Origin of the sequence: Pseudomonas sp. UBA6753 (genome assembly GCF_002453565.1) — a bacterium.
Lineage (GTDB): Bacteria > Pseudomonadota > Gammaproteobacteria > Pseudomonadales > Pseudomonadaceae > Aquipseudomonas > Aquipseudomonas putida_Z.
In genome coordinates, this window is record NZ_DKHD01000032.1 from 161,921 (window position 1) to 181,930 (window position 20,010).

19 protein-coding genes are annotated in these 20,010 nt (G+C 61.0%); 3 read left to right on the forward strand and 16 right to left on the reverse strand.

The features are described from left to right. Positions 1-12: 12 nt before the first annotated feature. Positions 13-1,023, forward strand: a complete 1,011-nt coding sequence (locus B2790_RS12425) for a DUF4917 family protein (protein WP_075046189.1) — start codon at positions 13-15, stop codon at positions 1,021-1,023. 152 nt (positions 1,024-1,175) lie between these two features. Here the strand turns inward: B2790_RS12425 and B2790_RS12430 are convergent, their stop codons facing one another. From B2790_RS12430 to B2790_RS12495, 14 genes are all read right to left on the reverse strand, one after another. Beyond that, entirely contained in the window at positions 1,176-2,219 is a 1,044-nt protein-coding gene (locus tag B2790_RS12430) for a tetratricopeptide repeat protein (RefSeq protein ID WP_286918932.1), read from the reverse strand. Between the two features lies 1 nt (position 2,220). Then, positions 2,221-3,189 carry a type II secretion system F family protein gene (locus B2790_RS12435; RefSeq protein WP_075047036.1) on the reverse strand — a complete coding sequence of 323 codons (969 nt, stop codon included), beginning with the start codon at positions 3,187-3,189 and terminating at the stop codon, positions 2,221-2,223. Between the two features lie 26 nt (positions 3,190-3,215). Then, the gene (locus tag B2790_RS12440; RefSeq protein WP_075046191.1) at positions 3,216-4,202 is read right to left on the reverse strand and encodes a type II secretion system F family protein; all 987 of its coding nucleotides are present in this window, start codon (positions 4,200-4,202) and stop codon (positions 3,216-3,218) included. Then, positions 4,199-5,641: a CpaF family protein gene (locus B2790_RS12445; RefSeq protein ID WP_075046192.1), complete on the reverse strand. Its 1,443-nt coding sequence runs from the start codon at positions 5,639-5,641 to the stop codon at positions 4,199-4,201. Before B2790_RS12445 ends, B2790_RS12440 begins: the two co-directional genes overlap by 4 nt. A 3-nt stretch (positions 5,642-5,644) precedes the next feature. Next, entirely contained in the window at positions 5,645-6,862 is a 1,218-nt protein-coding gene (locus B2790_RS12450; protein WP_075046193.1) for an AAA family ATPase, read from the reverse strand. Next, positions 6,856-7,359 (reverse strand): TadE/TadG family type IV pilus assembly protein, encoded by a 504-nt coding sequence (locus B2790_RS12455; RefSeq protein ID WP_286918933.1) that lies wholly within the window; start codon positions 7,357-7,359, stop codon positions 6,856-6,858. The genes B2790_RS12450 and B2790_RS12455 overlap by 7 nt, the downstream gene beginning before the upstream one ends. Continuing rightward, a complete protein-coding gene (locus B2790_RS12460) occupies positions 7,359-7,829 on the reverse strand; it encodes a TadE/TadG family type IV pilus assembly protein (protein ID WP_075046194.1) in 471 nt (156 codons plus the stop codon). The genes B2790_RS12455 and B2790_RS12460 overlap by 1 nt, the downstream gene beginning before the upstream one ends. 9 nt (positions 7,830-7,838) lie before the next feature. After that, positions 7,839-9,185 carry a TadE/TadG family type IV pilus assembly protein gene (locus B2790_RS12465; protein ID WP_075047037.1) on the reverse strand — a complete coding sequence of 449 codons (1,347 nt, stop codon included), beginning with the start codon at positions 9,183-9,185 and terminating at the stop codon, positions 7,839-7,841. Positions 9,186-9,196: 11 nt separating this feature from the next. Further along, positions 9,197-9,478 (reverse strand): hypothetical protein, encoded by a 282-nt coding sequence (locus tag B2790_RS12470; RefSeq protein WP_075046195.1) that lies wholly within the window; start codon positions 9,476-9,478, stop codon positions 9,197-9,199. A gap of 15 nt (positions 9,479-9,493) precedes the next feature. Then, a complete protein-coding gene (locus tag B2790_RS12475; RefSeq protein WP_075046196.1) occupies positions 9,494-10,981 on the reverse strand; it encodes a type II and III secretion system protein family protein in 1,488 nt (495 codons plus the stop codon). Between the two features lie 87 nt (positions 10,982-11,068). Then, positions 11,069-11,881 carry a Flp pilus assembly protein CpaB gene (gene cpaB / locus B2790_RS12480; RefSeq protein WP_075046197.1) on the reverse strand — a complete coding sequence of 271 codons (813 nt, stop codon included), beginning with the start codon at positions 11,879-11,881 and terminating at the stop codon, positions 11,069-11,071. Between the two features lie 12 nt (positions 11,882-11,893). Then, the gene (locus B2790_RS12485; protein ID WP_075046198.1) at positions 11,894-13,228 is read right to left on the reverse strand and encodes an AAA family ATPase; all 1,335 of its coding nucleotides are present in this window, start codon (positions 13,226-13,228) and stop codon (positions 11,894-11,896) included. 15 nt (positions 13,229-13,243) lie between these two features. Next, positions 13,244-13,762, reverse strand: coding sequence for an A24 family peptidase (locus B2790_RS12490; protein WP_286100495.1), 519 nt, complete (start codon positions 13,760-13,762; stop codon positions 13,244-13,246). Positions 13,763-13,785: 23 nt separating this feature from the next. Then, positions 13,786-13,965, reverse strand: coding sequence for a Flp family type IVb pilin (locus B2790_RS12495; RefSeq protein ID WP_286100497.1), 180 nt, complete (start codon positions 13,963-13,965; stop codon positions 13,786-13,788). A 450-nt stretch (positions 13,966-14,415) separates the two neighbouring features. Here B2790_RS12495 and B2790_RS12500 point away from each other — a divergent pair, with 450 nt between their 5' ends. Then, positions 14,416-15,294, forward strand: a complete 879-nt coding sequence (locus B2790_RS12500; protein WP_286918934.1) for a DNA-binding response regulator — start codon at positions 14,416-14,418, stop codon at positions 15,292-15,294. A 4-nt stretch (positions 15,295-15,298) separates the two neighbouring features. On the opposite strand, the gene B2790_RS12505 is transcribed toward B2790_RS12500, so the two are convergent. Together B2790_RS12505 and B2790_RS12510 are read right to left on the reverse strand one after the other, a co-directional pair. Then, complete coding sequence (locus tag B2790_RS12505; RefSeq protein ID WP_286100500.1) at positions 15,299-16,522, reverse strand: class I SAM-dependent methyltransferase; 1,224 nt, start codon at positions 16,520-16,522, stop codon at positions 15,299-15,301. A 257-nt stretch (positions 16,523-16,779) separates the two neighbouring features. Continuing rightward, positions 16,780-17,397, reverse strand: coding sequence for a TPM domain-containing protein (locus B2790_RS12510; protein WP_075046203.1), 618 nt, complete (start codon positions 17,395-17,397; stop codon positions 16,780-16,782). 186 nt (positions 17,398-17,583) lie between these two features. Here B2790_RS12510 and bglX point away from each other — a divergent pair, with 186 nt between their 5' ends. Beyond that, complete coding sequence (gene bglX, locus B2790_RS12515; protein ID WP_025340465.1) at positions 17,584-19,875, forward strand: beta-glucosidase BglX; 2,292 nt, start codon at positions 17,584-17,586, stop codon at positions 19,873-19,875. Positions 19,876-20,010: the final 135 nt, after the last annotated feature.

A 20,010-nucleotide genomic window follows, 5' to 3' on the forward strand; every position in this document is an offset into this window, starting at 1 on the left:
ACGGACCCCAGCATGCCCGCACTAGACGCTACCCTCACCCCCTGGCCGGAACTCGCCGCCCGCCACCCTTGCGACGCCCTGCTGCTGGGCAACGGCGCCAGCCGCGTGCTGTGGAAGCCGTTCGGCTACTTCTCGCTGTTCGAGGAAGCGCAACGTGCCGGCCGCAAGAAAGGCCTGGCCGTGAGCGATCAGGCACTGTTCAAGTCGCTGGGTACGGAACTGTTCGAGCCGGTGCTCAGCGCCCTCAACACCACCGTGCGCACCAACGCCGCGCTGGCCATCAACTCCACCGCACCGCTGAACCGCTACTACTCGATCAAGGAAGCGCTGATCCACGCCGTACGCACCGTGCACCTGCCGTGGCCACTCATGCCGGCCACGACCCTGGCAACCCTCAACCAGGCCCTGCGCGGCTACCGCAGCGTCTACACCAGCAACTACGACCTGCTGCTACCGTGGGCCGTGCAACACGCACCGCACGGCTTCGCCGAACTGTTCGACGAGCAAGGCTTCTTCGACGTGCGCCGCACCAACGGCGAAGGCACGCGGGTGCTGCATCTGCATGGCGGCCTGCACCTGCTCAAGCTGCCGGACGGCACCACCCGCCAACGCAGTGCCGACAGCGCCGAACTGCTCGATGGTTTTGCCGTGAACATCCCGGGCGAAGTGCCGCTGTTCGTCAACGAAGACCGCAGCGACGAGAAACTGCGCGCCATCCGCAACTCTGACTACCTGGGCTGGTGCCTGGGGCAACTGGCGCGGGAAAGCCAGGGGCTATGCCTGTTCGGGCTGCACCTGGACAGCAGTGACCAGCATCTGCTCGAAGCCATCCGACAGGCCCGACCGATGCATCTGTCGATTGCCATAAGGCCGTTGAGCGAGGCATCGGTGATCAACCAGAAGCAGCATTTTGTCGACAGGTTCGGGGATATGCCGGGGGCGGTGCTGCATTTCTTTGATGCCAGTACGCATCCGTTGGGGCAAGCAGCGTTGGCAATTGAAGCACCGCTCACCCACAGGTGAAGTGGACCAATTGGGGGCCGCTTTGCGGCCCATCGCCGGCAAGCCAGCTCCCACAGGGATCGCGCAACGCCTGAATTCTGCGCGGTACCTGTGGGAGCCGGCTTGCCGGCGATGGGCTGCGTAGCAGCCCCGTTTACGCTATCTGTCAGGCATCAAGGCGCCGACGCGGTTGTCACCTGCACGGCCGGGCCAACTGCAACCGGCTCGGGCATCGCTACATCGCCGCCCAGCTGGCGGATTTGCCGAATCTGCTGGACCCTGTTCAGGTTTTCCCAGGCGACGGGATAGTGCCCCGGCGACAACTCGATCGCGCTGCGGAAGAACTGCTCAGCCACATCCAGCTTGCCTTCCACCAGGCAGACATAGCCGACATCATTGCTGGCCTCTGCACGCTTTTCGACCTGTTCGAAGGCAGACACCGCTTCTTCATAGCGCCCCATGCGAGCCAGCAGCAACCCATAGTTGCGCCAAAGCGGTTTGTACGTGCCGTCGTAGCTCACACCACGTTTGTACCGGAGCTCGGCATCGGCCCATTGCCCGGCCATGTAGTAGGAGTACCCCAGGCTGTTCTGCACCAACGCCGAATGTGGATCGATGAGCTCGGCCAGGCGGTAGTAGGTCTGCGCCTCGGCGAAGTTGTCGGCCAGATCCGCGAGCACCCCCAGCCCGTTGTAGGCCTTGAGTGGTGACTTGCTGTCGACCCTGAGCGCAGCCGCCCCTGTCTGGGTATTGGCTGGGTCCTTGGCAACGCGTTTCTGATCCACGGCAACTGCCTTCAAAAGCATCACCTTGGCTTGCTCATGTTTACGCATGGACAGGTTCAGCAGGCCCATTTCCGTCAGGGCATCGGGGTTTTCAGGTGCCTTGCTCAGTACCTCGGTGAAGGCCATCTCGGCAAGCTGGTTATTGCCCCGTTCGCGGTGGATACGGCCAACCCAGACCAGGGCTTCTTGACGTTCGGGCGCCAGCTCAAGGACGCGCAGGTACTGGTACAGTGCCTGGTCCAGGTCACCGGCCTGGTAAGCCATCGCCGCCATCTGCATCGCCTGGTCGGGCGAGTTGCTTTGCGACTGCACTTGGTAGAGCACCGAATTGCCACCGGAGTAGACAGAACGCACCCCATTCAAGTCTGGCCCTGTGCTCTGGCAACCCGAGAGCACGGCGATCATGGTCAACAGCAAGCTGATCCTGTTCATGTCATGGATTCCCGAACGTTTTAAGTATCCCGATGATCACCGGGCCGATGGCAACCAGAAAAAAGCTTGGCCACAAACAGAAAATTAGCGGAAAAACCAGCTTTGTTCCGATTTTCGCGCCCATTTCCTCGGCGGCCTGCATGCGCCGGTCACGAAACTCCTCGGCATAGATGCGCAAGGTGGCCGCTACGCTGGTACCGAAGCGGATGCTCTGGGCCAACAGGCTGACCAGACCCTGGATGTCTTCCAGGCCGGTGCGGTCCGCCAGTTGTCTGAGCGCTTCGGTACTGGAAATGCCGGCGCGGATCTGCGCATTGACCAAGGCCAGTTCCTCGGCCAGCTCGGCCTGGCTGACCGACATTTCTTCAGCCACCCGCTCGATGGCCTGGGGCAACGCTAGGCCCGACTCCACGCAAACCACCATCAGGTCCAGGGCATCAGGGAAGGCTGCACGCAACCGACCTTGCCGAGCATTCTTTCGCTTGTCGACATAGATTGCCGGCAGAAGCCATCCGACGGCCGCTCCCATGGCCACCAATCCCATGCCCATCATCAGGGAAAGGTTTGGAACCAGTGGCAGTACCAACAGCGAGACGCCTACCAGCAGCAACGGCAACAGCAAACGCACCGCCCAATACACCTGTACCGCCGACGCCGAACCATAACCCGCGTGGGTCAACAGGGTTCGAGTAGCCGACACCTGCCCATCCGTAGACGGGGTAACGCGCCGACCAACCCGCTCCAGTAGAAGCTGAAGGTTGCCTGGCGCCTCTCGCCCGGCCGCAGCGCTGGAGTGATCACGCTTGATCAGTGCAAGACGACGCTGCAGTGGGCTCTGCAAACCCTGCACCAGTAACGTCACAGTGATAACGGCAATGACCGTGCTTACCCCGATCGCACCGACGATCAGCAAGCGTGCCAATGCCTCGTTGTCCGTCACCCCACTCAATAAACCGAGCAAATAGTCCATGACCGACGCCCCCATGCGAGAACTGCCTAAATCTGGATACGGATAATCTTACGAATCCAGAAAATCCCCACCAACATGGAGCCAAAAGCCCCCATGACCAACTTTTGCCCAGTAGGATCCTTGATCAGCATCGTCAGATAATTTGGGCTCGTGATAATGATCGCTGCCGCCAGCAGGAAGGGAATGGCCACCAGCACCCAAGCCGACATACGCCCTTCGGCCGACATTGTCTTGATCTTGCGCTGAAAGCGGAAACGCCCGCGTATCAAATTGCTCAAGCGCTCCAGTACCTCCGTCAGGTTGCCGCCAGTCTCACGGTGAATAAGGATCGAGGTGACCAGCATCATCACTGTCATGCTTGGCATCCGCTCTAGCAGGCCAAGCATGGCCCGGCGCACATCATTACCGTAGTTGATATCGGCGAAGGTCAGGCCAAACTCATGCGCCACCGGCCCCTTGTGCTCATCTGCCACCAGACGCAGGGTTTCATTAAAAGGGTGCCCGGCGCGCAATGCCCGGCACATAGCTTCCAGCGCATCCGGCAAGCCCTCTTCAAACTTGGCGAAACGCTTGCCACGGTCACGGGTAATTTTCAGCAGCGGCAGCCAGAACGCCACGAACGCTGCCGCCAGCGCCAGCCACCAGTAAGGAAAGAACATCCAAGCCAGCATCCCGGCAGCAGCTGCCAGCGCCAACCCCAGCAGTAGTACCCGATAGGCCCGGTACTCATGCCCGGCCTGCTCGATCATTTGAGTCAGCGTCGCCATGAAGGGCAATTGCTCGAGCCGCGCCTCCAGCGGCGACAGGCGTGTCAGGTATTTCTGCCGCAGTACGGTCTGCATGTTCGGCAGATGACTTGCCCGCTCCAGGAGCACAAGTCGACTGCGGATACGCTTGCGTACCTTGCCCGCCTCGCCGAACACTGGCACTGCCAAGCCTTGGCTGAGGAGAAACACGGCAACGAACACCATGCCAAGAAACATCAGGATGAATTCACCGGGTATCTGGCTCATGGCTGACGAGCCTCCATCCATTCAGGCCTGAACATCGTCAGCGGCAACTCGATCCCGCGCTTGGCCAAGGAATCGCGAAACGCTGGGACCATGCCGCTTGGCCGGAAGTCACCTAGCACCTGGCCCTGCTCGCCCACACCATTGCGGACAAAAGAGAAGATCTCGGTCATGGTGATGATTTCACCCTCCATGCCGTTGATCTCCTGCACGCTTACCAACCGTCGCTTGCCGTCTTCCTGCCGCTCCAACTGGATCACCACATCGATGGCCGATGCGATCTGTTGACGCATGGCCTTGATCGGGAACGTGGCACCAGACATCAAGACCATGTTCTCGACGCGACCCAATGCATCGCGCGCGGTGTTGGCGTGGATGGTAGTCAATGAACCATCGTGACCAGTGTTCATCGCCGTCAGCATGTCCAGCGCCTCGGCGCCACGCACCTCACCGATCACGATACGGTCCGGGCGCATCCGCAGGCTGTTGCGCACCAGCTCACGCTGGCCCACCTCGCCACGTCCCTCGATGTTCGCCGGCCGTGTTTCCAGGCGCACCACATGTGGCTGCTGCAGTTGCAGCTCGGCTGAGTCCTCGATGGTGACGATGCGCTCGTTATGGGGAATGAAACTGGACAGCACATTGAGCATGGTGGTCTTGCCGCAGCCGGTGCCGCCGGAGATCAGCACGTTCAGCCGCCCCCGCACGATCGCCTTGAGCAGCAACGCGATGGCCGGCGTCAGCGCGCCCGCCTGGATCAGGCTATCGGTATTGAGCAGGTCCACCGCAAAGCGGCGGATCGAGATACTCGGCCCGTCGATGGCCAGCGGCGGGATGATCGCATTGACCCGTGAACCATCCTTGAGCCGCGCATCTACCAACGGCGAGGACTCGTCGATACGCCGGCCGAGGCTGGAGACGATGCGGTCGATGATGTTCAGCAGGTGCTGATCATCGCGAAAACGCACATCGGTGCGCTGCAACTTGCCGAACCGTTCGACATACACAGAGTCATGCCCGTTGACCAGAATGTCGGACACCGTATGGTCGGCCAGCAGTGGCTCCAGCGGGCCAAGGCCAAGCACTTCGTCGGTGATCTGCTTGATGATCAACTGGCGACTGGCAGAGCTCACCGGCGCCGAATGCTCATCGAGCAGACGCTGGCAGATATCGCGGATCTGCCGCACGGCCTCGGCCTGCTCGAGCGAATCGAGCAAGGACAGGTCCATGACCTTGAGCAGTTGCTGATAGGTCTTCTCCCGCCACTCGGCTTCCACCGATGTGACCTGGCTTTTCGTTTCAAACAGAACATCCGGTGCCGAATGTTCCCACGCCATCAGCGCCTCTGCCGGGTCCTTCGCGCCTCCACCCTGCTTCGACGGCGTCGATGCCTCGGGGGTGGCTGCCTGTTTGCGCAAACGGTTACGGAAATCGCTAAGCATGGTTCACCCCCGAAAAACACGCTTGAAGGCGCGTTTGAACAGTCCGTTTTCAGTGTCCACCTGCTTGCCAACCAATTCCTCGGCCAGCCCACGCAGCGCCTGGGTGATCGCGGAGCGAGGTGCTTGCAGACCTAATGGCACACCTGTGTTCTGGCTCTGGTTGATGACGCTGAAGTCATTCGGCAGTTTCACGATATTGGTGCAGCGCAGCGCCTCGCCAATATCCTTGAGGCTGACCGGTGCCGCCTTGTCGTAGCGGTTGACCACCACCTCCAGCTGATTGCCGCGTACGCCCAGGTCATCGCGCAGAATGCGCGCCAGGGAACTGGCGTCGCGCAGATGGTTGACGCTCTGCTGCACCACGACGTACACCCGGTCGGCCTGCTCCAGCACCGAAGCGGTGATGTGATCGATCTGCCGCGGCAAGTCCGCCACTACCCAGTCATAGTTGGCCCGCGCCAGCTGCAGCAGCGCATCGAGCTGTTCGGCCTGGACATCCTGCGGCAGGCACAGCTCATTGGCGCGGCTGCCAAGCACATGCAAGGACGGGCTGAAATGGCTGCAAAAGCCGCGTAGTGCAACACCATCCATTTCTTTTATCTGCTGCAACACGTCCAGTTGGCTGTGCGACTGCGCCACATCCAGATGATGCGACACGCTGCCAAACTGCAGGTCCAGGTCAAGCAACAGGGCGTTGCCCTTGAGGCTGAGCTGATGCGCCAGGTTGCAGGCCAGCACCGTGCCGCCGGAGCCACCCTTGGCATTCATCACCGCGACCAGTTTGCCTGTTGCCGTGCTGTTGGTCTGGGTTTCCATGACCATACGGTTCAAGGCAGCGATAAGCTCCGTGGCAACGATAGGCTCTGGCAGAAAATCGCGCGCACCGGCCTGCATCGCCAGGCGCATGCCTTCCCGATCGTCCAGCAGGCCACACACCAACAGCGGCGGGCGCTCATGTGCCGGGCGTTGCAACAGGGCCGCCAGCTCCTCACGCCACAGCTGGCCAACGCGCAGCAGCAAGAAATCGGGCATCCGGTCCAGCCCGTACAGAGGGTCGCAATGCCCATTGCTCACCTGGCGAACATTCACCTCCAGACCCGAGATGCGCTGACAGATTTCTTGCAACTGACGCAAGGCCAAGGCGTCGGAACTGCTGATCAACAGACGCATCCCGGGCTTGATGGAGGTAGCGGATACAGAAGATTCCCTAAGATTCAGCATGGCGTGATCTCCGGTACGACACCCGCCCCGGTATGACGCCCGAGGCTCTCGCGAGGTAAGGTCGCCTTGAATACTGGCAAGGTAATGGGCACGCCAAACCCTGGAATAAACAGGCTGAATTGAAAGTTCTGCAGCGTCAGTTGGACATAGCGGACAGCGGCAAATCCGGTGGCGCTCACCAGATCACCGGGGTTGGCGACCTGTGCACCGTTCTTGTCCAGGTACAGCAGGGTAAGGTCCGAGGTGTCCAGGTCGGCCAGCAGGCTGCTGGCACCACTGTCGCCCGCAGTGTTGAATATCGCCCTGCGCAGCACCACCGGATCGCTGATATTGCATACCGCTGCCAGCCGTGCGCCACGCCGAACGGACTCATTCAGCACGTTCACGGTGTAGTACAGCCGGCCTATTTCAAGCACCCCGAACAACAGCGTGAACAGCAACGTACCAACGATGGCGAACTCCACCACGTAAACGCCCTGCATGCCTCTGCGCTTCATCACAGTGCCCTCATCACGGTGGTGGCGACCAACGGGAAGTTCAGTGCCGTGCCGTTGCCGATAAACGCCGGAATACCGCTGGCTATCAGCGGGGAAAAGACCGCGCTGATGGTCACCTGCACGTGGTCGTTGGTGCCCGCCACCTTGGCCACCTGCACGGTGGTATTGGCCGGCATCCCGGTCAGGCTGCAGGGCGGCGCGGAAGGTGCACCGTACACCGCCACTTTCTTGGTCATGCACTCGAGGTCGGCGCTCACCTCGACCTTGCCAAGGGTCGAGTTCCAGGCCTGGCTGGCGACAAAGCGCGCTGCATCCCGGCTGCCCTGCAGCAGGCTGTTGTACTGATAGAGCATGCGGCCAAATTCGCCAAAGGCCAGCAAGGTCAGGAGCAACAGTGGCAGAGTGATGGTGAACTCGACGATTGCCACCCCTTGCTGACGCTGCGCACGCTTGAGCCGATAAAGTTCCATGACACGCTCCTAGGAGTCGGTGCTCGGTGTGCCACTGCCACTGATAAAGGTTTTGTACAGCTGGATGATCTGCGGGCCGGAATCGTCTTGCGGTGTAGGTCCTGGCACGCCGTCACCCTCGCATTGCTTGACGAACTGGCCGAAGATCTGCGAATCCCCACCCGAGTTGTCGGCCGGCTGCACTACATAGAAGCAACCGAAACCGATGACTGGAATTGACGATGCCCCTGAGTTCTTGCCCGAGCAGTCCCCCACCACGATCTTCAGCATCCGCCGCTCAAAAACCCCGCTCGACTGGCACCCCGCCCCTCCACCTCCGACACATGCAGCTGTCTGAGCGGCATAGTCGTTGTAGTCGAACAGCGGCGTGCCGCCGGCCGAGAGGTTGCCATTATTCGAAGTGACAGGTTGGCCCTGGTGCTCCACCCGGTGAGGCGTGGTTTTGTCGTTGTACTTCATCACCGGATTGCTATAGGTCGTCACCAGGTCGGGCGGGTAGTCCGAACTCTTCAACGACCCGGAGTACTCGCCAAATCGCGTATTCAGACCTTTGACGGAAGGGCCAACCGTGTTGCCAGGCTTGGTGGCGACGTTGTCACCGACATTGCGGCATACCGAACCGCCGCCGGCCATCAGGTCGCCAATGGTCTTGCCGCCAGAGCCAAAATCGAGCAACTGGAAGTTACCCGGACCAATCGGGTCGCTGTTCTTGGAAGCTGATTTCAAGACCTCCAGGTCACCAAAGCGATACCCCCAGAACATGCCGGCATCGGGGTTGTATTGAGCCGGGTTGCCACACACCAGCAGCGGCGCCAGATCACATGGGCTGGTCGGGCTCGGTCCGGCGGTGGCTATCGCCGTCACTTGCTTGGCTCCCACGGCACCGTCACCGAATGACTGGGCGAAACTCCAGAAAAAACCCGCCAGTGAAAAATTCGCTACCGAGACCCGCACATAGGTGGCATTGGCCGGCCCTGGGAAGGAGAAAGGCCCATAGACATTGTCTGCCAGTTCCACCATCGCAAACCCGCCAGGGTTGCCGCCGATTGCCGTTGCCAGCTCCTGGTTGCCCAAAGCACTCGCATTTTTTTGCAGGGTAGAGAGCGCGGCATCACGTGCGGTACTGGCAGCATTACTAGCGCCCATCACCTGGCTCAGGGTTTTTGCGCCACTAAGGGCGGCGGCGTCCACGGCATTCTGCAGTCGGGTCTTGTTCAGCAACATGTGACCGCCATCGAGCACCAACGCGGCCATCATCAGTATCGCCAACAGGGCGATCACAATGATGATAGTTACTGCGCCCCGCTGTTGGCCTGGCGGCGCGGTGAACATCCGTTGAGCTCGAGGAGTCATGATCACGCCCTCAATCAGCGAGTTGAATCAGTGACTTGGATCTGGATCGGCTGACCGACCTGCTGCGCATCGCCAGTCACCCCTCTATAGCCATTGATCACCTTCTCCAGCAACGGCCCATCGGCGCCAGCAGCAGGCAGTTCAGTACCTGGGTTGGCAGCCACCTGCTTGTCGGCAATCTGCTGGTAGGTAGTCTGGTAGACGCTGTAGCCCAGGGGGCCAACGCGCCCTTCGTCGTACGACATGCAACCGGACAACCCCGACAGCAGCGCGCAACACACGATCATGGTTCTCATGCTGGTTCTCTCCGATCAATTCAGATCATGGCCAAAGTTGCCACCGCTGACGCCGAGGCTGACGGGCACCGAGCGCCCGGGCTCACTGCTCTTGGTCTTGCCAAGCAGGTAGAAGTCCAGGTCACTGGGTTCGACGAATTTCTCGGTGGGCAGGCGCACCGCCTTGGCATCCACAGGCTTTGCGAGGTGCGGCGTCACCAGGATCACCAGTTCGGTCTCACCGTTGATGAACGACTGGCTGCGGAACAGGTGCCCGAGTATCGGCAGGTCCCCCAGCCCGGGGAAACGGCTGACGAAATCGCGGGTGTTTTCACTGATCAGACCGGCGATGGCGATGGTCTGGCCATTGCCCAGTTCGACCGTGGACTCAGCGCTGCGCTTGGTCAGCGACGGGATGACCTGGGTAACACCATCGCCCAGAATACTGTTCAGTCCCGTGTCGAGTACCAGCGAGTTGACGTTGGAAAGCTCGCTTACCGAGACATTCAGGTTGAGGTTGATACGCCCGGATTCGAGCACCACCGGCAGGAACTTCACGCCGACACCGAATTCCTTGTATTCGATGGTGATGCCATCATCCTCGGTGATCGGGATCGGGAACTCGCCACCGGAAATGAACTCGGCCTGCTGGCCGGTCAGCGTGGTGAGAGTGGGCTCGGCCAGCACTTTGGCCGAACCATTGTCCTTGGACGCTTCCAGCACCACATTGAACAGGAAATCGTCGGACAGGAACTGGGCGAACAAACCTTTGCCGCCACCAATCAGCGAACCTGGCGAAAGGATCGACCCGCCGCCTGGAGTCAGGCCCAGCCCTTGGCCATTGTTGAACCCGCCACCGCTCCAATTGCCGGATGAGCCAAGGGCATTGAAGCGCACGTTGAGGTTCTTGATCAGGCTGCGCTGCATCTCGGCCACTTTCACTTCCAACATCACCTGCTGGCTGCCACCGACGCTGAGCAGGTTGATCACCTCCAGCGACTGGGCCGGTGCCGCTTCAGCGGCTTCACCCTTGCCTTGCACCACGCTCGAGGTTTGCGCGGCATAGGTCTTGGCGACCTTCATTGCCGTGTCCATGGCAGCGGCGCTGCGCACCTGGCCACGCAGTACCAGCGCGCCCTGGGCGCTGAACACTTCGATGTTCTCCTCGGGCAGCAACTGGTGCAGTTTGGTCTTGAGCCCGGTGAGGTCATGCACGACCTCCACATCCATGGTCTCGATCAAGCGGTTGTTGTTGTCCCACAGCAGCACGTTGGTAGTGCCCAGGGAACGGCCGAGCAGGTAGAGCTGGGTCGGGCTGGTGATCAGGATATCGGCGATATCCGGATTGCCGACCGAGATTTTCCTCACCGGCGTACGAGCGCTGATCGTACGCGACTTGTAGATGGGTACCTGGATCATATTGGTGTTGGCCGCCGGCATGGCGCTGTATCCCGATCCCGGTTCTGCAGCCTGCGTCACACCGACGAACAGCAGCTGCGTACCCAGCCCGCACAACAGGTACATCCCTAATCTCTGCAAAGTATTCATGCACAACTCCTTGCGAGGTGTTCTTGTTCCTGCCGAAAGTTAGCCATTCGGACGCCAGCTGCTTTAGAACCGCGCTTTCGCTACTTCAACTTCAGTCCCGCGGATGATGGTGACCGAGCCACCTTCACTATTACGATTTACCACCGGTCTCGGTTGGGGTTTGAATGCTGGCGTTGCAGCCTTCACCGGCTCGACAGCGGCTAAGGCTGGCGCCTGCTTCTGAGCGTCCAGCGGATTGCGCAGGGCCAGTTGCAACTTGCCTTCGGATTGCGCCCTGACCAGCACCTCGGCCTCTTTGGCCGACATTTCCAGGGTCACGGCACGTACCACCACCGGCTGGGTCTTGTCCGTCCCCGCAGTCTGGTCCACGGCCAATACCCGGAGGTCCTGGAGGATGGTTCTGGACTCAGCGTCATTACTACCGCCATTGCTTTGCTTGGTTGCCAGAACATCGACTCGGTTACCCGGCAACAGGAACCCGCCCACCCCGACCACGTCATCCACACGCACCGAAATGGCGCGCTTGTCTGGAGCAATCAACGAAGCCAGGGTACTGCCACCCAGGTGCTCGGCCAGGCGAGCGCTACGCAGCACATCGCCGCGCAACAGGGCGAAAGTGGCAATCTTGCCAACCACCTTTTCATTGCTGTCAAAGGCATCGTCAGGTACTGCATCCTTGGGCATGCGCACGATGGCGACTTGCTGCGCCTCGATCATCTGCCCGAACGGGATCTCCACCGTGGCCACCACCACGTTCTTCATGTTGTCATCCGGGGCGGCGTTGAGCCGACCATTGAGCCAGTTGTTGGCCATCAAGGCGGCGCCAAGCCCCAAGGACAGGGAAACGGCAACCAGGATCAGCGTACGGGCACTCATGTCTGCATCTCCTCATCCAAGGAAGTCGATCTGCACGAAGTAGCTTTGCCAGGCCCATTTCAGCTCCTGCTCCGACAACGGCCCCTCGCCCCCCAGATAACGCTGGCGGTCAAGTGCCATGTTCAGCAGGTCGCGAGGGTGGCAGGGCACCAGCGGCACGCCTTCGGCCTCGTACAGCGCCTGTAGCGCGTAACGCAACAGCAGCGGGTCGTAAACCAGGCCCAGGCGTTCGCATTCCTGGCGCCAGATGCGTTCGTACTCATCGACTTTCAGGTAGCTGAACTGCAGCTTGTAGCCAATGCGCCGCAAGAAGGCCTCGTCAGCCAACTCCAGAGGGTTGAGGTTGGTGGAGAACACCAGCACCAGATCGAACGGCAGCTCACAATGACGCCCGCCACCCAGGTTGAGGAAGTCGCGCTTCTCTTCCATCGGCACGATCCAGCGGTTGAGCAGTTCGGCCGGGGCCATGCGCTGGCGCCCCATGTCGTCGATGATGAACAGGCCATTACTGGCCTTGAGTTGCAAGGAGGCCTGGTACTGACGGGTACTGGGATCGAAGCGGACATCCAGTTGCTCCATGCCCAGTTCGCCGCCAGTGATCACTACGGGGCGTTTGCAGCGCACCAGTCGGCGATCGATGCCTTCGTTCAGCAACAGGCTGGTGGGTTGACCCTCCTCCTCCAGGCGCTGATGCACCTGAGGGTCATACACCTCGATGACCGACTCATTGATTTCTATGGCATGCGGTACCCAGATGGATTCGGCGAACAGGCGAATCAACCGGCTGCTGATGTAGGTCTTGCCGGTACCTGCGGGGCCATAAATCATGATGGCGCGCCCTGAGTTCAACGCTACGCCCAGTTGATCGAGCATGCTCTCCGAGAGCACGACGCCAGCGAACGCCGCATGCATGTCCTGCGTACTGATGCGTCCATGGTGGATGGTCTGCAGCTTGAGCAGGTCACGGTAGGCACTTACGGGGAAGGGCGCCGCGCCGATGTAGCCGCTGCGCGCCAGTGCATCTCGGGCGGTACCGCGGCCGCGTTCGGTCAAGCCGTAACGCAGCACCTGCCCCCCCGTTTGCACACCGACCTGGCCCAGTACTTCGACGCGGCCATCCTTGCGCAGAAAGGCCAGCACTTCTTCCACCACCGCACCGGTCAGCGCAAGGCGCTCGACCAAGCGCGACAGGTCCAGCGTACCGGCGTCATGCAGGTGCTTGCACAGCAAATCACCGAGAAAGCTTTCCGCCAGGCCAGTCTCGCGAACTGTACGTGGCTGAGGTGCCAGGCTCTGCACTGCGTCCTTGTCACAGGCGCCGGCACCACTGTCTCTGAGTGCGTACATTATTAGCCTCCCAGGCTATAGGCCTAGCGGTAGCCCAAACAGGCTAACAAGGGTTCCAGAAAGGATTGCGACCGAATAAGGGAATGGCTTGGCTGCAACTGCATCCGACGCTGGTGCCAAATAAGCCCCTGCCCTCAACATCAACCAGTAGCGTTGTAACGTCTGTTGCAACTGGCCGCGGATGAGCACTATCAGGATCCCGAACATGCCACCGGCTATCAGGCTGAAAAGTGCAGCCGAAAGTACGTCGTACGGTGTAAGAAAGGCGCCGACCATGGCCATCAACTTGACGTCGCCGGCGGCCATTCCCCCCAACGCATACATCGGTAGAAATATGGCGAACCCGATAAGCATACTCAGCACGCCATACCCCAACCCGGCGAGTGCTGCGGAGTAAACCTGGCCCGCCAACCCCAACCCCAACCCCACTAAGATCAGGACGTTGGGGATGCGGTGGTGTCGAAGATCGCTCACCACCGCGATACCCAGCAGCCCTAGCAGCACGACAATGGCGAACAGAGACTCTGCTGACATTGCTGCATCCCCCGTCGGGCTTATTAGTTGATTGCATCTATCAGTTCGTTGATTCTGGCAGTAACTGCACCACCCAATGCCTGGAAAGCAGCCACTACGGCAAGAGTGATCAACCCACCAGCCACCGCATATTCCACAATGGTCAGGCCATCTTCGTCTTTGACGAACTTCATCACCGAAGCCTTGATTGTTTGCAGACTCATTTCGCTCACCTCGCTAAGGACATTATTTTTCTTCCCGGGCAGTGGTGTTTTGCACTACCTGTTGCGAATCCTAGTCAGAGGGTGACAGCAGTGGTTAGGAGATTTTTGCGAATCGCTAGGACTTTTTTGCGGCCATTGGCCAGCATCGAAAAGGTGGGCGAGGACACCAGTAAAACAGGCAGGAAACCCGAATATGAGAAGCACTTTCGTACGCATTTGCAGCCGGCTCAGGGAAAGGTTCTGGCACGTTTGTTCAAAGCCGACGAGCGGTCGCCATGATCAAGGACCAGCCTGGCTGCGGAACCTGTCTAACATCAGGGTTTTACAAAACGTATAGAACCCCTTAAGCAAAATCGATCTAAGTTAATAACCAAATTGCTCGTCGAACTAATAGTGTTTTGACAATACTGCTGCTCGTAGGGAAACTCCCAGCACTAAGGTTAAGTCACGATGTCTAACCCGGGCACAAAGCCGCTGTTGTTGTGGTTCGATCTGACACGCGATCATTCCACCGACGCGCTGATGGCACAGTTCAGTCATGTCTGCGATTGCAAACTGGCGAAGGCCGTGGCGCATTCCGAACGCCAGCAGGCAGACATGATCTGCATGCATTTCGATCGCCCCGATACCCTCAACCTCAACCTGTTGCTGGAAGTGAAGCGCAACTCACCGTCAATCCCGGTCACCATGTTCACCGTGCAGCACTCCGAAGAGTTGGCCGTCTGGGCCATGCGTTCGCGGGTCTGGGAGTATCTGGTATTGCCGCTGACAAGCGGTGAGAAAAGTCGCTACATCGATGTCCTCAAGCAGCTTTGCGACATACGCCGCGCCAGCAAGGCCTCAGGCAATGCGCAGCGCATCGATCACCTTCCCTCCCTGCCGGACAGCATTCGCCTGACCGGCGAACACCACAAGCACCAGGCGCTCAGCAAGGTCATGCCTTACATCGACCAGCACTTTCGCGAATGTGTCGATCAAAAGGACCTCGCGCAGCGCTGCGGCATGACCACGGCCCGCTTCAGCCGCCTGTTCAAGGAAGTCAACGGCGTTGGGTTTCTGGATTACATCCTGAGCAAGCGCATGAACCTGGCCATGGACCTGCTCGTCAACAGCCAGATGCCGATTACCAGCATCGGCTATGAGGCCGGCTTCAAGGACCCGTCCTATTTCGCCCGAACCTTCAAGCAGGTGAGCAACTGCACGCCCAGCGAATACCGCCAGGCCCGCCAGCTCGAAGCGACGGCCAGCGAAAGCGAGCCCTTGAAAGGTTCGAATGCGCCACTACTGGATAACGTGTTACCGAGTGCGGCGTTTCACAAGAGCCGCTGAAGGATCACACGCCAGGCAGCAACCCGTCCCCTCGCAACAACGTCTCCAGGCAATGCTCCTGCACTCCATAGAACGCCTTGAGCTGCCCGATCTTCTCCAGCAACGCGCCGTTGTCCCCTGCCTGGCGCCGCTTCACCGCAAGAATCATCTTGTTCTTGTTGGTGTGCTCCAGCGAGATGAACTCGAACACCTTGGTCTCGTACCCGCAGGCTTCCAGGTACAGCGCGCGCAGGCTGTCGGTCAGCATCTCGGCCTGCTGGCCCAAGTGCAGGCCGTACTGCAGCATCGGTTGCAACAACCCCGGGCTGTGCAGTTGCGGGCGGATCTGCTTGTGGCAGCACGGCGAGCACATGATGATCGCGGCGTTGCAGCGGATGCCGGTGTGGATGGCGTAGTCGGTGGCGATATCGCAGGCATGCAGGGCGATCATCACCTCGATGGCCTCGGGCACCACGCTACGCACGTCACCACACTGGAACTCCAGGCCCGGATGCTCCAGACGCAAGGCGGCGGCGTTGCACAAGTCGACCATGTCCTGGCGCAGCTCGACGCCGGTTACCTGCGCTTCGCGGCCCAGGCTGTTGCGCAGGTAGTCGTGCATGGCAAAGGTCAGGTAGCCCTTGCCAGAGCCGAAGTCGGCTACCCGCAGCGCCTGCTCCGCCGGCACCGGGGCGCTGGCCAGGGCGTGGTCGAAGACTTCGATGAACTTGTTGATCTGCTTCCACTTGCGCGACATGGACGGGATAAGCGCGCCTTGTGCGTCAGTCACGCCGAGGTCTCGCAGGAACGGCCGCGACAGCTCCAGATAGCGCTTCTTCTCGCGGTCATGGCCGCTGCTGCTGGCAGCTTCGCGCGGTGCCTGTGCGCCGTGGCGCTGGAGCATGGGCTTGCCCTTCTTGCTGAAGGTCAACTGCACTTCACCGTCGGCGTCGAACAGGTGCGCATTGCGGAAACTGTCCGGCAGCAACTCGGCGACCAGCGCCTGGGCCTGATCCAGCGCCAGGTTGCGGGTGATGTCGCGGGTCTGGTGGCGATAGACCAGCGACAGGCACGGCTGGCCCTTGACCTGCAGCGGCTTGGCAATGATCCGTTGCAAGGTCTGGTCGGCACCGACATGGCGCGCCAATACCAGTTTGACCAGGGTATTGCCATGCAGGGCGGCGTTCAGCAGATCGAGAAACTGGGTGCGCGCATCCGGCGCGGATGGGGCAGAAGAACTGGCGGACATGGAAAAACGGTGCCTCGGATAGCGGGGAGCGCATGGCGCAATGCGCGCATTCTACAGGGTGCTCAACTTCCTGTGGGAGCGGGCTTGCCCTAATGGTTTGCCTGTTTAATTGGGGCTGCTTTGCAGCCCTTCGCGGGCTTGCCCGCTCCCACAGGGGTCGCGCAAATCATGGGCTCAGCGACACACCTGTGGGAGCGGGCAAGCCCGCGAAGGGCCGCAAAGCGGCCCCAATTTGCTTGACTGACTGGCATTAGGACTCAATCGAGAATCACCAACCGGTTGGGCAACTCGTTACGTGCATGGGTAGGCGGCACATGTTCGCTGAGCAGTTCGCCGCACGCCTCGATGCACTCGACAAACCCCTGCAAGGTGCGGCCCTGGCGCACCTGTTCGGCAAAGCGGGCGACGATGGCCGCGCGGGCGGTGGCATCCAGATGGTGTTCGATACCGCGGTCGACCAGGATCTCCACATGCCGCTCCGCCTCGCTGACGAAGATCAGTACGCCCGTGGCACCAGCAGTGCGCTGCAGGTTCTGTTCGCGAAACTGCTGGCGGGCCAGGCGCGAGGCGCGCCAGCGGCGCAGGGCCCGGGGGATCAGCCAGCCGGCCAGGCGTGGGCTGCGCAGCAGCAGGCACAAGCCGACGAACAGCAGCACATTGGCCACCAGCAAGCCACGCACTCCGGGCCAACCCAGCAGCCAGTGCAACAGGGCCGGCACGGCCAGCGCCAGCACGGCGGCCCAGAACAACGGCCAGTAGGCGTAGTCATCGGCCCGGCGGGCCAGCACCGTCACCAGTTCGGCATCGGTGCGCCGTTCGGCACGGGCAATGGCTTCGGCGATCTGGCGCTGATGGTATTCGTCGAGGGGGGTCATGCCGTCGGTCTCTTGAGCGTTCTTATAGTTGTTGTCCCGGCATTCGGGGCTTCGTCCGCAGGCGACATATTCAGGCATAATCCGCCGCTGGAAGAAATGCCTGCAAATCGTACAACAATAGCCGCCTGAAAACTTCGGCCGCGCGCGTATCACCGTGGATACGGCAGAGGCCCCACAACGGAATTGATGATGAAACTGTCTTTGCTGGGCCTGGCCATGGGCCTTGCCAGTCAGGCGGCCCTCGCCGCCCCCTCCGCCCCGCCCCTGCAGGACAAGCAGGCGTTCATCGACCATCTGATCAGCCAGATGACCGAAGCCGAGAAGATCGGCCAGCTGCGCCTGATCAGCATCGGCCCGGAAATGCCCCGCGACAAGATTCGCGAGGAGATCGCCGCCGGCCGCATCGGTGGTACCTTCAACTCGCGTACCGCGCCCGAGAACCGGCCGATGCAGGACGCGGCCATGCGCAGCCGCCTGAAGATCCCGATGTTCTTCGCCTACGATACCGTCCACGGCGAACGCACCATTTTCCCGATCGGCCTGGGCATGGCCGCGACCTGGGACATGGACGCCGTCGCCAAGGTCGGCCGCACCGCCGCCATCGAAGCCGCGGCCGACGCCCTGGACATGACCTTCGCACCGATGGTCGACATCGCCCGCGATCCGCGTTGGGGCCGCACCAGTGAAGGCTTTGGCGAAGACACCTACCTGACCTCGAAGATCGGCCAGGTGATGGTCCGTTCGTTCCAGGGCAGCAGCCCGGCCAATCCCGACAGCATCATGGCCATCGTCAAGCACTTCGCCCTGTATGGCGCGGTGGAAGGCGGGCGCGACTACAACACGGTCGATATGAGCCTGCCGAAAATGTACAACGACTACCTGCCGCCCTACCGCGCCGCGCTTGACGCTGGTGCCGGCGGGGTGATGGTGGCGCTGAACTCGATCAACGGCGTGCCGGCCACCTCCAACACCTGGCTGATGAACGACCTGCTGCGCAAGGAGTGGGGCTTCAAGGGCGTGACCATCAGCGACCACGGCGCCATCCAGGAGCTGATCCGCCATGGCGTCGCCCGCGACGGTCGCGAAGCCGCCAAGCTGGCGATCAAGGCCGGCATCGACATGAGCATGAACGACACCCTGTACGGCGAAGAGCTGCCAGGCCTGCTGAAGTCCGGCGAAGTGACCCAGGGCGAGCTGGACCAGGCGGTGCGCGAAGTGCTGGGTGCCAAGTACGACATGGGCCTGTTCAAGGACCCGTACGTGCGCATCGGCAAGGCCGAAACCGACCTGAAGGACTACTACGGCAACGACCGCCTGCACCGCGATGCCGCGCGTGACGTGGCGCGCCGCAGCCTGGTGCTGCTGGAAAACCGCAACCAGACCCTGCCGCTGAAAAAGGCCGGCACCATCGCCCTGGTCGGCCCGCTGGCCGATGCCCCGATCGACATGATGGGCAGCTGGGCTGCCGACGGCAAACCAGTGCACTCGGTGACCGTGCGCGAAGGCCTGCGCCGCGCCGTGGAGGGCAAGGCCAAGCTGGTCTACGCCAAAGGTTCCAACGTCACCGGCGACAAGGCGATGTTCGATTACCTGAACTTCCTCAACTTCGATGCCCCGGAAATCGTCGACGACCCGCGCCCGCCCGCCGTGCTGATCGACGAGGCGGTGAAGGCGGCGAAGCAGTCCGATGTGGTGGTGGCAGTGGTGGGTGAATCCCGCGGCATGTCCCACGAGTCGTCGAGCCGTACCACCCTGGAAATCCCGGCCAGCCAGCGGGAGCTGATCAAGGCCCTGAAGGCCACCGGCAAGCCGCTGGTGCTGGTGCTGATGAACGGCCGCCCACTGTCGATTGCCTGGGAACGCGAGCAGGCCGACGCCATTCTGGAAACCTGGTTCGCCGGTACCGAAGGCGGCAACGCGATTGCCGACGTGCTGTTCGGCGATTACAACCCGTCCGGCAAGCTGGCCATCACCTTCCCGCGTTCGGTCGGGCAGATCCCCATGTACTACAACCACACCCGTATTGGCCGGCCCTTCACGCCGGGCAAACCGGGCAACTACACCTCGCAGTACTTCGAGGAGCCCAATGGCCCGCTATACCCGTTCGGCTATGGCCTGAGCTACAGCAGCTTCGAGCTGTCGGGGCTGAAGCTGTCGAACAAGGACCTCAAGCGTGGCGACACGCTGGAAGCCAAGGTGACGGTGAAGAACACCGGCAAGGTGGCAGGCGAGACCGTGGTGCAGCTGTACCTGCAGGATGTATCGGCATCGATGAGCCGCCCGGTGAAGGAACTGAAGAACTTCCAAAAGCTGATGCTCAAGCCTGGCGAATCGCGCACGTTGAGCTTCCGCATCAGCGAAGAAGACCTGAAGTTCTACAATGGCCAACTGCAGCGGGTTGCCGAGCCAGGGGAATTCAATGTCCAGGTCGGGCTGGATTCCCAGGCGGTGCAGCAGCAGAGCTTTGAACTGCTGTAACTGACAGGTTTTGCCTGTACCGGCCCCTTCGCGGGCTTGCCCGCTCCCACAGGTACTGCACAGGTCCATCGGGCTGTGAATCTCCTGTGGGAGCGGGCAAGCCCGCGAAGAGGCCGGCCCTGATATCCCATTCAT

Bases quoted from the DNA above. Each gene is read 5' to 3' on its own strand.
- B2790_RS12425 (WP_075046189.1), top strand. From the start codon at position 13: ATGCCCGCACTAGACGCTACCCTCACCCCCTGGCCGGAACTCGCCGCC.
- B2790_RS12430 (WP_286918932.1), bottom strand. From the start codon at position 2,219: ATGAACAGGATCAGCTTGCTGTTGACCATGATCGCCGTGCTCTCGGGT.
- B2790_RS12435 (WP_075047036.1), bottom strand. From the start codon at position 3,189: ATGGACTATTTGCTCGGTTTATTGAGTGGGGTGACGGACAACGAGGCA.
- B2790_RS12440 (WP_075046191.1), bottom strand. From the start codon at position 4,202: ATGAGCCAGATACCCGGTGAATTCATCCTGATGTTTCTTGGCATGGTG.
- B2790_RS12445 (WP_075046192.1), bottom strand. From the start codon at position 5,641: ATGCTTAGCGATTTCCGTAACCGTTTGCGCAAACAGGCAGCCACCCCC.
- B2790_RS12450 (WP_075046193.1), bottom strand. From the start codon at position 6,862: ATGCTGAATCTTAGGGAATCTTCTGTATCCGCTACCTCCATCAAGCCC.
- B2790_RS12455 (WP_286918933.1), bottom strand. From the start codon at position 7,359: ATGAAGCGCAGAGGCATGCAGGGCGTTTACGTGGTGGAGTTCGCCATC.
- B2790_RS12460 (WP_075046194.1), bottom strand. From the start codon at position 7,829: ATGGAACTTTATCGGCTCAAGCGTGCGCAGCGTCAGCAAGGGGTGGCA.
- B2790_RS12470 (WP_075046195.1), bottom strand. From the start codon at position 9,478: ATGAGAACCATGATCGTGTGTTGCGCGCTGCTGTCGGGGTTGTCCGGT.
- B2790_RS12475 (WP_075046196.1), bottom strand. From the start codon at position 10,981: ATGTACCTGTTGTGCGGGCTGGGTACGCAGCTGCTGTTCGTCGGTGTG.
- cpaB (WP_075046197.1), bottom strand. From the start codon at position 11,881: ATGAGTGCCCGTACGCTGATCCTGGTTGCCGTTTCCCTGTCCTTGGGG.
- B2790_RS12485 (WP_075046198.1), bottom strand. From the start codon at position 13,228: ATGTACGCACTCAGAGACAGTGGTGCCGGCGCCTGTGACAAGGACGCA.
- B2790_RS12490 (WP_286100495.1), bottom strand. From the start codon at position 13,762: ATGTCAGCAGAGTCTCTGTTCGCCATTGTCGTGCTGCTAGGGCTGCTG.
- B2790_RS12495 (WP_286100497.1), bottom strand. From the start codon at position 13,965: ATGAGTCTGCAAACAATCAAGGCTTCGGTGATGAAGTTCGTCAAAGAC.
- B2790_RS12500 (WP_286918934.1), top strand. From the start codon at position 14,416: ATGTCTAACCCGGGCACAAAGCCGCTGTTGTTGTGGTTCGATCTGACA.
- B2790_RS12505 (WP_286100500.1), bottom strand. From the start codon at position 16,522: ATGTCCGCCAGTTCTTCTGCCCCATCCGCGCCGGATGCGCGCACCCAG.
- B2790_RS12510 (WP_075046203.1), bottom strand. From the start codon at position 17,397: ATGACCCCCCTCGACGAATACCATCAGCGCCAGATCGCCGAAGCCATT.
- bglX (WP_025340465.1), top strand. From the start codon at position 17,584: ATGATGAAACTGTCTTTGCTGGGCCTGGCCATGGGCCTTGCCAGTCAG.